This is a genomic window from Legionella fallonii LLAP-10, from assembly GCF_000953135.1.
Classification (GTDB): domain Bacteria; phylum Pseudomonadota; class Gammaproteobacteria; order Legionellales; family Legionellaceae; genus Legionella; species Legionella fallonii.
Map to the genome: position 1 here is coordinate 931,555 of NZ_LN614827.1, position 14,699 is coordinate 946,253.

Sequence of the window (14,699 nt, forward strand, 5' to 3'; positions counted from 1 at the left end):
GAATTATTTGACTCTATCCAGCGATGGAATCGTTGATTGGTATCAGTGGAATACGCATAACCTATGCGTTTTTGTGATTATGCTTAAAATATCTAGCAATATCCTGCGTTAAGTGATTTAAATTACTATTCATACTAATAACCAGGTTTTCAGTGTTAACAACGGGTATTTTTTGAACCGTATAAAAATTATGTTTTCCAATTAAATGCTCATCCTGATAAATAGTATAGTCAGCACGTAGGACACTATTTCCTGAAACATCAATAGTAAATTGTGAGATATTTATTTCTAAGTGATAATTCGGTTTAAAAATAATTTCCCAAGGTGAAGTATTTACAATAGCTCCCGGTAAGAGGGTGGAAAGATTAGTGACAATGACACGAGCAATGTTCTTGTCTAAGCCTTCAATCCATTGCTCATCTTCTTCTAATTGCATTCGGTGTGGGGTGTAATTAATGATTAATTGAGGTTTTTCAATATAAGCAGGTACGCTGATTTTATCTATCCCTATCCTTAAGTTGTGGTAGATATTTGTAGATGTTTTGGAGAGAGGAATCGGATTTAAAATATAATAATCTGGATTTTTACTTCGTCCACAAGCCACTAGGTTAAAAACAACCATTAAAATTATACCCATTTCGTATTTTTTCACGGTCTGCCTCTTATTAGCGATTCAGGATGTCGCGATAAATAATCGGATAAATTCTGCAATGAATTCGCTGTTTTAGAAACCTGCGCCAGTGTTTGAGCAAAATTACTAAAAAAAGGAGTAGAATTTTGATTAATTGTATTGGCTAATATTTCTAAACTATCTGTCATGGATTTTACCGAATCAATGGTGTCGCGAACTTCCTTTGAATGTATAAAATCACCAAATTCTTTGACGGTCGTTCTTATGGTTTTTAAAGTATCATTAAAGGTTGTTGGATTTTCAACAGCATTTGTTGGGAAAATAGGAATTTTTCGGTAATATTTCTGTTGGCCTGTGGCCGGTGAATTTGTTTCAATAAGATCAATTTGAGCCGCGCCTGACAGTAAACTAGGTTGTGATATGTTGGCCACAACGCCTTTCTTTATTAATAGTTCAATCGGTCGTATTGTAATACCGAGTCTCGTTTCAACATAAAAATTGACGTAAACAGGAATTTCAACATTGGTTTTAGCTTCGTTTTCAGTAATTTCAATGAGTTTTACTTCACCAATCTTAACTCCACGATAGGCGACTGCTGAAGAGGCGCTTATGCCTGTTAATGATCCATTAAAAAACATAACATAGGTTTGGTTCTTTGTTTCTTCATACTGATGATATAAATAACCGAATCCGAGGACAAACAAGCTTAGTGCGACCACCACAAAAACACCAACGAATGTATAATACCGTTCATGCACCATTAACAACCCCTAAAAAATAATAAAACTAACACTAGCACCACATATTGCCAGCCAGACAAGCCCCCAGGTTATGATTTGCGACATGGCTTTGCTTATTGGACGATTTTTATAAGCAACTACATAATAGTAATAGCCTATAGAGAGGCTCACAAAGGTGCAATAGAATCCGGTAATTAGCACTGAGGAGATAAAGTTAGAGAGCGTAAGATATTCTCTTAAGTGAATGAAATAGTGTTGTGGGTTATGTTGAAAAACATAGAGAACAAAGAAATAAACACTGAAATAAAACGCAGCAATGCAATAAATGTATAATAGTATTCCAGCTATATTCATCCCAATCATTATGGGTAAAACATGGTCAAGAACAACATTCTCTGATATCTGCTGTGATTGGTCTTCGCGGGCACTAATTAATGTTAACGAAGATTGAATACATAAAAAAAGGGCAATTAAAAGAGGGACTAAATTCTGAGTTATAATGTCCTGGGCAAAAATCCAAGCCTGATGTTGCAAATTATATTTTTTTAGGGCACTAATGATGGTATATATGATTGCCATACCCATTAATGAACTGGTAAGTATCAACGGTACAGCAAGCTTAACTCCTGAGTTAAATATCGTTCTTATTACGGCATGCCGTGAAATGGAATGGCGTCTCAATAACACATTGATTAAACTGCAAGATAAATGGCCTAAGAAGCGTAAAAATAATAAACATGAATCCACGGTCTTGATTATGAATCCGCCAATTTGGTGGAAAACATACATATTCGTATCCTTGAATGATATGAGTAAAATACGTTTACTTGTAGTAATATCTCATAATCCCATCCGTTGTGCACTTAGTTAATGATTTTTATTTTGTTGTGAAAGATAGAAATTGGGGAGCCTAAACACCACTTTGCCCAGGGTGTGCTGTTATGAGAAAATTGGCTCATATCATTTGAATGGTTTTCCCTATTAATAAAAAAAGCACAAGGGGTAAGTCATTAGATAGGAGTTCCATTGCAAGCTCTAATAATGTATATCAGCCAATGTGTATCATCTCAAATAGGGGACGTCCCGGACCGTCCCTAAAATACTAAAATATTACCTTAAAAAAGTAAGCTAAGGGGATACTCCTAAATGCTCATCTGACCTTAAGGTCAGTACCTCATATCCATTATTAGTGACTAAAATTGTATGTTCCCATTGCGCAGATAATTTGCGATCTTTTGTAACAACTGTCCACCCGTCACCTAAAGTTTTGATCTCTTTACGACCTAAATTAATCATTGGTTCAATGGTAAAGGTCATTCCTTCTTGTAATTGTAATCCTGTATTTGGCTTGCCAAAATGCGCGATGTGAGGCTCCTCCCACATTGATCTACCAATACCATGGCCACCATACTCCCGAACTACTGAGTATCTATTTTGTTCTGCGTGTTTCTGAATTATGTAGCCTATCTCTCCAAGTCGAGTACCTGGACGCACTATTGAAATGGCTTTATAGAGACATTCTTGAGCAACTTCTACTAATTTTTTAGCAAAAGGTTGTACATCGCCAATGAGAAACATTTTGCTGGTATCACCGATATAACCGTCTTTTTGTACAGTAACGTCAATATTAATAATATCACCATTTTTAAGTATTTTATCTGAGGGTATGCCATGACAGACAACATGATTAATGGAGGTGCAAATACATGCAGGAAATCCATAATGGTTTAATGTAGAGGCAATTGCTTTCAAATCTTTAAGAATATATTGACGGCATATTTGCTCCAGCTCATTGGTGCTTATACCGGCAATCACATAAGGCTCTATCATTTGAAGTACAGATGCGGCTAAATTACCAGCAATCCTCATTTTTTTTATCTCTTCAGGAGTTTTCACTAACATCGTTTATTTCACCTAATGATGCTTGATTTACCAAAATTTTGAGAATATCAGAATAAGTAATAGACGGATTTTCTTCCGCCAACTTTCCTACTCTAATCCAATATTCTGCCTGGGAGTTAATTGAACGACTCATAGCCCTTGCCATCAGTTTAGTCGCTTCATGTAACTCATCGGAAATTTTTACTATACCCATATTGTTCTCCAAAAAAACGAATAATATAGCATTTCAATATAAATTGCTATGTTTTGTATTAATTAACTGCGTTTTGAAATATAACGCATTCTATTGAGTTAGGAATTATAGGGTGAGTCGCACATCTTGGGCAAACTGCCCTGATTTCCGTAACGCACTGCTTGAGTTTACTAAGGATTAGTCAAAATCCATCGCTAATAGCTGCGCACCAGTCAATAACAAACAATAATAGGGAGCTATTATGTCAACAGTTGATTTTGAAACACCTTTTTATACAAAAGCGGGTTTTGTGATTGCCTGGATAAAAGAAAACAATTTCCGCTCTTCATCAAAGAAAAAAAAGCCCGCCTACGTCGGGCGACAAATTGCCCGGCGTTGCTGCCATGCGTAAAGAGTTCTTAGTTCGAGTGTTCATAGAGATATTCGCTGAGGAAAATATCGTGCCGTACGAAAAACAGGTTTTTAGCGACAGGGATAAACGTTTTGATATATTATACTAAATATAATTACCGCTTCCTTTACGATTGATTTTACTAAATCAGTTGTAAAAGAATAGCATCGATACTCCATAGAAAATATATTTGAATTAAGTTGAACTTAGACCAATGAAGACACCAAATGAACAAATTACATCTTCTATCGTACATTCAATGACAGGAGAGAAGGTGCTATCTGTGGCACGAATGGCAACAGGAGAGCAAAATTTTGTATATGCCGTAAAGACTCCTACTGCAGAATATATTCTCCGTATGACTGATATCAGTCACAAACATAAATTTCACGCTGCTATTGCATGGCAGAAAATGTTACTCCCACTAGGAGTTCCGCTTGCTGAATTTATTAAATCAGATTTAGATGCTGAGTACTCCCCTTATCCAGCATTACTGATGATGCGCCTGCCTGGCGATGATCTCATTAATGTCTATCGACATCTTACCGATGTAGATAAGAAAAATTTAGCTAATGAGATGATGAACATACAAGCTCTATGTAACAGGCTTCCTGAAGGCCTTGGTTTTGGTATTCTTGATAGTTATCATGATATTTCAGCAGAAAAAACATGGTATGAATTTTTGTCAAAAAGATTAGAATTATACAAAGAGCATATAACAAACAATGCCTTTTTTAACCCAGAACTGGTTACAGAAGTTCTTGATGTAGCTAAAGATATGGAGGAAAGTTTTAGAATAATTCGGCCAATGCCTTTTTTATGGGATGCCAGCGAACGAAATGTACTTGTATACAATGGCAAGATTGCAGGTATTGTAGACGTTGATGAAATGTGTTTTGGTGATCCATTATTAGTGATTGCGCTGACCAGTACGTGTCTTGAACTCGAAGGTTTTGATACTATATATACTGATTACTGGGCAGAAGCCTTGCATCTTGATAAGTCAGCACAAACCAGACTTGATTTTTATAGGTTGTTTTATGCAATAGCATTCATGCGAAAACATTCAATGCAAACAGCAAATAGTAAAAAGGTTCTATTTGATACGAAGAAATTGTTAAGCATTTTTAATCACTCATTGGCGCGGCTGAATCAATAAGCTAAATATTTGAACCTAACCATTACTACTCTGCAGTAATTAATAGAATCATTTATTCGTATAATATGCCGCAGCATAAACGGATAATTTCCTTCCCGGATCCCCTATCTTTACTATACTTACATTAAGAGACTACACCGCATAAGAGTACCCGCCAAAATACCGAAAGGCTCATTAGCCTCTTAATATTAGGTTTTTCTCTTATGCCGTTCTTCATCAGCCTAATGTCTTCGATTGCGTAATATGACACTTTCAGGTATTAAAGATTTACATTATTCATGAGATGGCTCCTAAGTCTCAACTTATTAATAAAGATGGAATTTATTCACTCTTTATTTAAGGAATAAAATTATTATGGAGAATTTGCACTTTATACCAGAAGCAGATTTTGAAATATCTCGTTTAAAAGAACTCTACGAATTAAATATTTTAGATACAGGCAAAGAAGAACGTTTTGATAGATTTACAGATCTAATTTCAGATCTGTTTGATGTGCCTATTGTCTTAATTGGCCTGGTTGATAAACATAGAGAATGGATTAAATCTTATACGGGAATATCAATAAATCAAATACCTCGGGATATATCCTTTTGTGCCCATACACTATATGAAAAAGAAATTTTAGTTATTAATAATGCAAAAAAAGATCCCCGCTTTGAAGGAAGCCATTTAGTTTTGAATAAGCCCCATATCTCTTTTTATGCGGGAGCTTTATTGAGAGGCCCAACAGGAAAACCAATAGGAGCATTATCTATTATTGATAAGAGACCTCGAAAATTCAATTCTCGAAAGCAACAACAATTAATTCAATTTGCTCGGTTAGTTGAGCGTGAATTATGTTACTCCTACTACAATAATAAAATTCGAATCGATACTGAGAGTTCTTCATTTAATGATTTTTTAACGGGACTACCTAACCGCCATATATTAAAAGAACGATTAGGACAAGCTGTTGAAGTGGCGCAATATCCTCAGCAAATTGCTGTAATTTCTTTAAAAATTAACCAACTTCAAGAGTTAAAAAGCTCTGCTGGAGATGAGGTGATTAGTTGCATTATCAATGAAACCAGTGCACGGCTAAAAAAAACGCTTATGAAATCTGATGGTATTTCTCTATGGGAAGAGGATCATTTTATTCTTTTTATTACTATCAATCCTCAGACTTCGTCTCTTTTAATGAAATTGGAAAATATATTGAATACATTAGAAGATAAATTTGAATTTAAAGAGGAAAAATATTCACTATCTACTAATATAGGCATTAGTATTTTCCCTAATGACAGCCATGATGCAAATCAATTAGTAGAGAATGCAATTTATGCTATGCGGTTGCTTACATCTGATAGTAAGCCTCCTTATCGTTTTTTTTCTGAAGAGGCTACTACGAAATTAACGAAGCAATTTGAGCTGGAACATTTACTTATAAAAGCAATAGAAACAAATGCCCTTGAACTATACTACCAACCTAAAGTGGATATATCATCTGGATTAATTTGTGGCGTTGAAGCATTGTGTCGATGGAATGATCCTACTTATGGTTCGATTTCACCGACAGAGTTTATTTTGATTGCAGAGCAATCCGATATAATTATCCAATTAGGAGAATGGGTATTAAAGGAAGCATGCAAAAAAAATAAGGAATGGCAATCTCAAGGATTGAGGCCTATACCTATCTCAGTAAATGTTTCCAAAAAACAATTAATGAAGAAAGATTTTCCTCAAGATGTAAAGAAAATATTACAAGAATCAAAATTGCGTGCAAAATATTTAGATCTAGAAATCACAGAGTCCTCTTTAATTAACATAGAAGATATAATTGAAAATTTAAATATTATTTTTAAATTAGGGATTACATTTTCATTAGATGATTTTGGCACGGGATATTCTTCACTTTCCTACCTGAAGAATTTGCCCCTAAAAACATTAAAAATCGATATATCTTTTATAAAACAGATGGTTTCAAATACACATGATGCAGTGATGGTAAGAACAATAGTTGCAATGGCTAAATCTTTAGGGCTAGTTTGTCTTGCTGAAGGGGTTGAAAATTCTAATCAACTATTATTCCTACAGGCTTATCAGTGTGATCAAATACAGGGCTACTTATTTAGTCAACCCTTAACAGCTGATGAATTTGCCAGGTTATTATCTAAAAAAGATATTTTTAAAAAAATCATTCAATGGCGTGGCTGATTAACTTAATTGAAAAATATGAATTTTATACTAACAAAGAATGCCTTAATTTAGAGGATAGGTCAGCAATTCACTGCACACAGGCCCGGCGAGCAAGGTTAATATAGGATACGTGTTGTATACTTATAATACAGTTCGTTCAGGGATGTTATCATGGAAAAAACATTTTTAGCGGTATTAATAGTTGTGCCTTTAACCTTTTTGACTGGTTGTGTTACTGAAACTGCCTATTCCCCTGGCTATGCTTATTCTCCCGGTTATAGTACAAGCTATGTCTCTCCTGTAGGTTATGGCATTGATGATTATGGACTTGGCTATGGGGTTGATGATGGACTTGGTTATGGCTTAGGCCTGGTTAACCTGGTTGGCTTTGGTGGCGGCTATTACGGAGGGGGTTGGGGTAACGGAGGCTGGGGCCGAGGAGGTTGGGGTCGCGGTGGTTGGGGCCACGGAGGCGGCGGTTTCCATGGCGGCGGTTTCCATGGCGGCGGTTTCCATGGCGGCGGTTTCCATGGCGGTGGTTTCCATGGCGGTGGTTTCCATGGTGGAGGTTTCCATCGTTAATAAAATATTATTGCGACATAGATGAACCAATTTGGGGCGCTGGTACCCTGGTTTAACAATTGAAAAAAAGTAGTTTGTAGTTGTCGGGCAACAGATTGCCCGGCACCTACAAGCATCTCAAATCCTATCTTCGGTAATATTAATCATCATTTCCAGGGATTTTTTGGCATTATCAATGACCCATTGTTGATCATTTACTGTCAATCTGTTTCTAACACCGGTAAATTCATTCACTACGTCACCAGCCTTTACCTCGTTGTAAGGCATGGCTTTACCTTGACGCAGTAAATCAACAAGCGCTACAAGGTGGGGAGGATCATTGCGTGACATGGTGGCACAGCCACAACCAATTCCTTTTTCCTCATGATTTTTTGGGGCTTCTGCCAGATTGACCACCTTGATTCCTAATGATTTACAGTGTTGCTTGAGGTTTTCCACCATATGATTTTCTGTGCCTATGGCATATTGCTTGGTTCCTGCTTTATCATGAACCACATAATCCCATATGAATGCAGTAGAGCCCGAATGTTGGGCAACGCGAATGACTTCATTTCGACACTCAGGATGGACTATAGTGGTGTATTGTTGACTATGCCAGTAGTCGCACATTTCCGGTTGATAGACAGTGTGAACGGCACAGTGGCTGGAAAATAGGATTAATTCGGCTTTATCAAACTGATCCAGTGTCTTTTTATCTTGATCAGGAAGAGAGTAGTGTGCGCCAGCAGTTCCTCCTGGCCAATACGCTAGATTTTTAATTCCTAACCAATAAGCCACATTTTCTCCCATGTGTTGATCGGGAATGAAGAGTATTTTTTTATTTTGCTTTTGTGCCCATTGGAATATTTTCTTTACATTAGAGCTAGTACATACTGCGCCACCTTGAGCTCCAGTCATTGCCTTAACTCGTCCGGAGGTATTCATATAGCAAACGGGTAAAATATTTTCCGCCCCATAGCGTTCGTTTAAATCAAGAAACGCGGGTTCAACCATAAAATCTTTGGCCAGCATTTCCATGGTGCATCCAGATTTGGGGTTAGTAATGTAGACCTGCTGGTTGTTATGGGCCAATATACTAATGGATTCCGCCATAAAATGTACGGCCGATTCAATAATCACTGATTTTTCTGGATGGCTTGCCGCCATTAAGGCCAGTTGGTAAGAGTCTCCAATTTTGCCACCGAACTGTTCGACTAATCTGACGATGTCGCCACCCATATAATAATGAGCTAGTAATAATAGTTGATCACCAAAGTGATCTTGGGCTTTTTTCAGGTAAGGCTTCATCCACGCAAGAACAGTAGTTAGCTTACGATCAGGAAGAGCCTGATATTCTTGTGCATAAGGAATAAACTCTTCTTGATACCAGTCAATAGGATAATCACTTTGGCAAATGCTCATATCATTATTGATATGCATTAATGTCGTTTCGGGTTGGTAAGCCGTGGAACTATTAAACATCACATAGACCTCAATTATTCTACGGATTTACATTAAACACGCTCCGCCTGATTAAAAGCCAGCTTAGTCTTGTTTTGCGTAAATCCTGTTTCATTTAGCTTTCTTACGAAATAATCAGCAAAGAAACAATGTCGAAGAAAGAAACATTTGAAATGGCGCAGTGTACACGAACTACGTCAACATTTTGAAGATGTTTTTCCTTTGCCTTTAGGCCATTTTAATTCCTTGGAGTATAAGTTGTTAGTCCAATGAACTATCCACAGCACCTAGCTTTGCTATACTCTCCTGTGCTTTAGCATTTTTATGAGGAAAGTCCTCTCTATAATGTCCACCACGCGATTCCCTTCTTGATAGAGCAGCTCTAACAATTAGCTCTGCATTCAGGATGATGTTTCTTAGTTCAATAAAGTCTCTGGTAATACAATGCTTCCAATAATACTCATCAATTATTTTTTTGCGTTTCATAATTAATTGTAGCAGATCTTGTAATCCAGCTTCAGTACGCACAATGCCGGCATAAGAAGTCATTTCTCCTCTTAGACCTCTCCATTGCGCGTTGATTTGACTGGCGCGCCTGGCATTAACTTCTCCTGGAGCACTCCAATTAGATACGCTATTTATAAATTTTATTGGGCTAACACTGTCTTTTAGAGAGCAATGAGCAGCATTAGCTCCCATAACCAATGCTTCAAGTAAGGAGTTACTTGCAAGCCGATTAGCCCCATGAAGTCCTGTAAAAGCTACTTCTCCTATGGCATATAGTCTTTTTAAGTCCGTGCGTCCATCTATATCAGTAAGAATGCCGCCACATTGATAGTGAGCTGCAGGAACAACTGGGATCATATCCTGGCTCATGTCTATGCCTATAGATAACAGCGTATTGTAAATTTGTGGGAAACGTTTTTTCAAAAAAGCTTTACTTTGGTGGGTAATATCCAAATGAACATAACCTGCCTGACTTCGTTCTATTTCACTAAAAATAGCCCGAGCCACCACATCTCGGGTAGCAAGCTCAAGTTTATCTGGTGCATAACGTTGCATAAAACGTTCGCCAGTCTCTGGTATTCTCAGTATAGCTCCCTCGCCACGAACTGCCTCAGAAATTAAAAAATTATTCAGGGTATGGTGGTGTAATAGGGTAGGATGGAATTGATAAAACTCCATGTTTCCAACTCGAGCCCCTGCTCTATAAGCCATAGCGACGCCATCTCCCGTTGCAACCATGGGATTGGTGGTATAACGATAGGTTTTACCTGCGCCACCTGTAGCTAAAACAACACAATTGGCTATGAAGGTATGAATGTGGTTACTGTTGCAATCTAATATATAAGCGCCAAGAACCTCTCCTTGGTTATCGGTCCTATGGGGGTGATACTGGGTAATTAAGTTCACCGCAATATGATGCTCAAAAAAATGAATTTGTTGCTTTTGTCGAGTTAGGTGGTTCAGGGTTTGAGTAACGGTTAAACCCGTCTGATCGCCGCAGTTGAAAATGCGTCTATGAGAATGTCCACCTTCTTGGGCCAAATGAAAATTGCCACTACTATCACGTTTAAATTGAACCTCATATTCGCTCAGTTGCTTTATTATTTGAGGCCCTTGGCGAATAATAAATTCTACCGCTGGTGCGTAACATAAACCATCACCTGCAATCAGAGTGTCTTCAATGTGAGACTCCAGAGAGTCTTCAGGAGAATGTACCGCGGCTATACCCCCTTGAGCATAACGACTATTACATTCTGTGGCCTCTGCCTTGCTGATTAAGGCAATTTTAAGGTGGGGTTGCATGGTCAGTATTTGCAAACAATAGTGCAAACCAGCCAACCCCGTTCCTATCACTAAAACATCAAATTCAAAAGTTTTCCCTTCCTGGGAGAATGTATCACTCATGAAAATGCCTTGACCAATTGAACAGCAAGTCCGGTATAGGTTGCGGGCGTCAACGTAAGCAATTGCGCTTTTGCTTCATCAGGAATGGATAAATTGTTGATGAAGTTTTTAAGACTTTCAGCATCAACACCTTGTCCACGAGTTAAGGTTTTTAGCTGTTCATAAGCTTCTGGAACATTAAAGCGACGCATTACCGTTTGTACCGCCTCTGCTAAAACTTCCCAGTTCTCATTCAAGTCATGCTCAAGAGCACGTTTATTGATTTGCAATTTATCATTACCTTTCGCTATAGAATGATAGGCAATTAAGCTATAGGAAAACGCTACCCCTATATTGCGTAATACTGTTGAATCCGATAGGTCTCGCTGTAAACGAGATTGGGTCAGTTTGTTGGTAAAATGAATAAATAAAGCATTGGCCAGGCCTAAATTTCCTTCGGCATTTTCAAAGTCAATGGGATTTACTTTATGCGGCATGGTTGAAGAGCCCACCTCAGCCGCAACGGTTTTTTGCTTGAAATATCCTAAAGAAATATAACTCCAAATATCTTGGGTATAATCTAGGAGAATATTATTGATTCTCACCATGATTTGCGACACTTCGGCAAGACCATCATGAGGTTCAATCTGTGTGGTGTATGGGTTAAAAGATAAACCTAAGGAAGTAACGAAATTGGCACAATGCTTTCGCCAATCTACTTCAGGATAGGCGATAACATGTGCATTATAATTACCAACAGCACCATTAAATTTACCTGGGATCAGCACCTCTGCTAATTGCTGTTGTGGCCTTTTCAGGCGAGCGACAAAATTGACCAACTCTTTGCCCATGGTTGTTGGGGTTGCTGGCTGACCGTGGGTTCTAGCCAACATTGCTACATCACCATGTTGTTTACCAAGGAGAGTAATACCTCCCATAATTTCAGCCAGGGTGGGTTGTATCACTTGGGCAATAGCTTGTTTGACCATTAACGCATACGCTAAATTATTAATATCCTCTGAGGTGCACGCAAAATGAATGAATCCCCCAATCGCGTTTAAGGCATCATTGTTTTTAAACTTATCTCTTAAGTAATATTCTATAGCCTTAACGTCATGATTGGTTTGTTTTTCAAAGTCTTTTATTTTTTCGGCCTCTGATTCATCGAAGTTGGCGATGAGATCAGATAAAAACTTCTTGGATTCAGCATCAAGAGGTGGAACTTCCTCAATAGTTCCATTAGCAGCTAGAGCTTCAAGCCATCTTATTTCAACCATTAATCGATAATAAGTCAGAGCAAATTCACTAAAATAAGGGCTTAAAGCCCTTGTTTTATTAACATAACGGCCATCTATGGGGGAAATTGCGTTTAAAGGAGTAAGTGTCATGGTAAACTGGCTCAAATAAGAAAGCGTATATGATATTAAAGCTTGTCAACAAATTCTACTAAAAATGAACAATAGCCTTTATTTTCTGTGATTTTTTCCCCTATATTGTGTGTTCTCAGCACTTCTTTGTTGCTAAGTAAAGTCTATTGTTAGTGTATTTGTTTTAATGCAAGGTAATATGTGAACCTTTAATGGTGTCAACTTATGGCGCTCGAATCCTCATGTGGCTTTTGTGTACATTCCGGAACTGGACTCTGTTTCTCCTCACATTTCACTCGATACAGGGAGTTTTGAAAGAAGTCTATTAAGTAAACGTCAGTTTCGGATAAGATATCCAACAAAATTCAGAAATTTTATAGCAAAATTAACACTTTTTTGTTCCACGTGCGTATAATAACTGCATCTTCGCATTAAGTTAGCCCTGAATTATGAAAACAATTATTGAATCTTATCGCGCAGGACTATTTCAAAAGAAATATTGGTTACAAAATATTATTTCTGGAATCATTGTTGGCGTGGTTGCCTTACCTCTGGCTATGGCCTTTGCTATCGCTTCTGGAGCTAAACCTGAACAGGGTCTATACACTGCCATTGTTGCGGGCCTGATCGTCTCTCTCTTTGGTGGCAGTCGCTTGCAAATAGCTGGTCCAACGGGAGCTTTTATTGTCGTACTATCTGGTATTACCGCTCAATATGGTATTTCTGGTTTGCAAATAGCGACTTTGATGGCGGGGATTATACTACTGTTTTTTGGTTTAGCACGTTTAGGGGGTATTATTAAATTTATACCTAACCCGGTGATAGTTGGCTTTACCTCAGGAATTGCGGTGGTTATTTGGGTCGGGCAGTGGCAATATTTTTTTGGTCTTCCCGCCGCGACTGGTGCTCATTTTCATGAGAAGTTATGGCATTTAATTCAATCTTTCCCGCAATTCAATATATCAACCACTTGTTTTGGTCTTTTTGCTTTATTCTTAGTTCTTTTTTCTAATAAGCTTCCTGGTTTTAAACGAGTGCCGGGTCCTTTAGTCGCTTTGGTGGTTGCCACCGTGTTGCAATCTTTATTTCAATTTGATGGGGTCGCGACTATAGGTAGTATGTTTGGTGGTGTTCCTCAAGGATTACCTAGTTTTTCTGTACCAGATGTTACTGTTGATCAATTAATTGAATTAATAGGCCCTGCGTTTACTATTGCTATGTTAGGGGCAATTGAATCTCTTTTATCTGCTGTGGTTGCCGATGGTATGGCCGGTACGCAACATGACTCTAATAGAGAGCTTGTAGGACAAGGGGTAGCTAATATATTAGCTCCGTTATTTGGCGGCTTTGCTGCAACTGGTGCTATTGCTAGAACAGCAACTAATATTAGAAATGGTGGTAATAGCCCATTATCAGGAGTGATTCACTCTGTCACTTTAATTCTTATCGTTCTATTTCTAGCCCCTTTAGCAGTTAATGTACCTCTAGCTGCTCTAGCCGCAATTTTGTTTGTAGTTGCCTGGAATATGAGTGAAGTGAAGCATTTTGTTAAATTACTAAAAATTGCTCCGAAATCTGATATCCTTGTTCTATTAGTAACGTTTTTCCTAACGATGTTTGTTGATTTGGTGATCGCGGTAAACATAGGGGTGATTATTGCTATTCTGCATTTTATGCGTCGTATGGCTTCTAGCGTAGAAGTTCAGCAAATGACCGAAGAGCAAATATCTCAAGAACTGAGCCAACAAAATATAACAGCCTTGTCCAAAGATGTATTGGTTTATTCAGTTGATGGTCCTTTTTTCTTTGGGGCTACAGAGATTTTTCAACGTGCTTTAGCAGTGACCCATACTGATCCTAAGACTCTGATTATAAGGATGCGTTGGGTTCCTTTTAGCGACATTACAGGGTTACAAACTCTGGAAGAAGCGATTCAAGGACTGCATCAACGTGGAGTAAAAGTAATATTATGTGGTGCTAACTCTTTAGTGGAAGGCAAGTTACGTAAAATGGGACTGATTCAATTAATTGGTGAGCACAATTTTTATAAAGAATTTTCACAAGCTCTTGCCGCAAGTCATAATAATTCTTCCAACCAAAAGGAAGAGGGTTATACCGAACCAAGAAAGCCTCCATTGTTACAACAATAGTTCTATTAGCTTAGCATGGGTTACGTTACGTGTATCAATTTGTAGTATAGCCTGGTTGTTTACAACCGGGCTACGCGAA

The 14,699-nt window shown here is 37.9% G+C and carries 14 protein-coding genes; 6 read left to right on the top strand and 8 right to left on the bottom strand.

Translation table 11 applies throughout. The features are described from left to right. Window positions 1-61 precede the first annotated feature (61 nt). Genes LFA_RS03680 through LFA_RS03690 form a run of 3 tightly spaced genes read right to left on the bottom strand, consistent with a single transcriptional unit; the run spans window position 62 to window position 2,058 of the window. Window positions 62-652, bottom strand: coding sequence for a PqiC family protein (locus LFA_RS03680; protein ID WP_231865902.1), 591 nt, complete (start codon window positions 650-652; stop codon window positions 62-64). Continuing rightward, on the bottom strand, window positions 649-1,392 hold the full coding sequence (locus LFA_RS03685; RefSeq protein WP_052673845.1) for an MlaD family protein: 744 nt from the start codon (window positions 1,390-1,392) through the stop codon (window positions 649-651). Before LFA_RS03685 ends, LFA_RS03680 begins: the two co-directional genes overlap by 4 nt. Window positions 1,393-1,401: 9 nt before the next feature. Further along, on the bottom strand, window positions 1,402-2,058 hold the full coding sequence (locus tag LFA_RS03690) for an ABC transporter permease (RefSeq protein ID WP_231865921.1): 657 nt from the start codon (window positions 2,056-2,058) through the stop codon (window positions 1,402-1,404). Between LFA_RS03690 and LFA_RS20250 the strand changes: the two genes are divergently transcribed. Further along, a complete protein-coding gene (locus LFA_RS20250) occupies window positions 1,940-2,242 on the top strand; it encodes a hypothetical protein (RefSeq protein ID WP_231865947.1) in 303 nt (100 codons plus the stop codon). The two genes, LFA_RS03690 and LFA_RS20250, sit on opposite strands and share 119 nt — an antisense overlap. 257 nt (window positions 2,243-2,499) lie before the next feature. Here the strand turns inward: LFA_RS20250 and map are convergent, their stop codons facing one another. Further along, window positions 2,500-3,273 (bottom strand): type I methionyl aminopeptidase, encoded by a 774-nt coding sequence (gene map, locus LFA_RS03695; protein WP_045094975.1) that lies wholly within the window; start codon window positions 3,271-3,273, stop codon window positions 2,500-2,502. Beyond that, window positions 3,254-3,466 carry a ParD-like family protein gene (locus LFA_RS03700; RefSeq protein WP_045094976.1) on the bottom strand — a complete coding sequence of 71 codons (213 nt, stop codon included), beginning with the start codon at window positions 3,464-3,466 and terminating at the stop codon, window positions 3,254-3,256. Before LFA_RS03700 ends, map begins: the two co-directional genes overlap by 20 nt. Window positions 3,467-3,707: 241 nt before the next feature. Here LFA_RS03700 and LFA_RS19745 point away from each other — a divergent pair, with 241 nt between their 5' ends. The 4 genes from LFA_RS19745 (at window position 3,708) to LFA_RS18745 (ending at window position 7,773) form a co-directional block, all read left to right on the top strand. After that, window positions 3,708-3,857: a hypothetical protein gene (locus tag LFA_RS19745; protein ID WP_157010272.1), complete on the top strand. Its 150-nt coding sequence runs from the start codon at window positions 3,708-3,710 to the stop codon at window positions 3,855-3,857. A gap of 292 nt (window positions 3,858-4,149) precedes the next feature. After that, complete coding sequence (locus LFA_RS03705) at window positions 4,150-5,016, top strand: aminoglycoside phosphotransferase family protein (RefSeq protein ID WP_231865922.1); 867 nt, start codon at window positions 4,150-4,152, stop codon at window positions 5,014-5,016. A gap of 354 nt (window positions 5,017-5,370) precedes the next feature. Further along, on the top strand, window positions 5,371-7,209 hold the full coding sequence (locus tag LFA_RS03710; RefSeq protein ID WP_052673846.1) for a sensor domain-containing phosphodiesterase: 1,839 nt from the start codon (window positions 5,371-5,373) through the stop codon (window positions 7,207-7,209). Window positions 7,210-7,362: 153 nt separating this feature from the next. Continuing rightward, complete coding sequence (locus LFA_RS18745; protein ID WP_052673847.1) at window positions 7,363-7,773, top strand: hypothetical protein; 411 nt, start codon at window positions 7,363-7,365, stop codon at window positions 7,771-7,773. Window positions 7,774-7,890: 117 nt separating this feature from the next. Here LFA_RS18745 and nadA read toward each other — a convergent pair whose 3' ends face one another. The 3 genes from nadA to purB all read right to left on the bottom strand — a co-directional run bounded on the left by nadA (window position 7,891) and on the right by purB (window position 12,491). Beyond that, window positions 7,891-9,234: a quinolinate synthase NadA gene (gene nadA, locus LFA_RS03720; RefSeq protein ID WP_045094978.1), complete on the bottom strand. Its 1,344-nt coding sequence runs from the start codon at window positions 9,232-9,234 to the stop codon at window positions 7,891-7,893. A gap of 240 nt (window positions 9,235-9,474) precedes the next feature. Then, the gene (gene nadB, locus LFA_RS03725) at window positions 9,475-11,124 is read right to left on the bottom strand and encodes an L-aspartate oxidase (protein WP_045094979.1); all 1,650 of its coding nucleotides are present in this window, start codon (window positions 11,122-11,124) and stop codon (window positions 9,475-9,477) included. Further along, on the bottom strand, window positions 11,121-12,491 hold the full coding sequence (gene purB, locus LFA_RS03730) for an adenylosuccinate lyase (protein ID WP_045094980.1): 1,371 nt from the start codon (window positions 12,489-12,491) through the stop codon (window positions 11,121-11,123). The genes nadB and purB overlap by 4 nt, the downstream gene beginning before the upstream one ends. 428 nt (window positions 12,492-12,919) lie before the next feature. On the opposite strand from purB, the gene LFA_RS03735 reads away from it, so the two are divergent. Continuing rightward, the gene (locus LFA_RS03735; protein WP_045094981.1) at window positions 12,920-14,620 is read left to right on the top strand and encodes a SulP family inorganic anion transporter; all 1,701 of its coding nucleotides are present in this window, start codon (window positions 12,920-12,922) and stop codon (window positions 14,618-14,620) included. The last annotated feature ends 79 nt before the right edge of the window (window positions 14,621-14,699 follow it).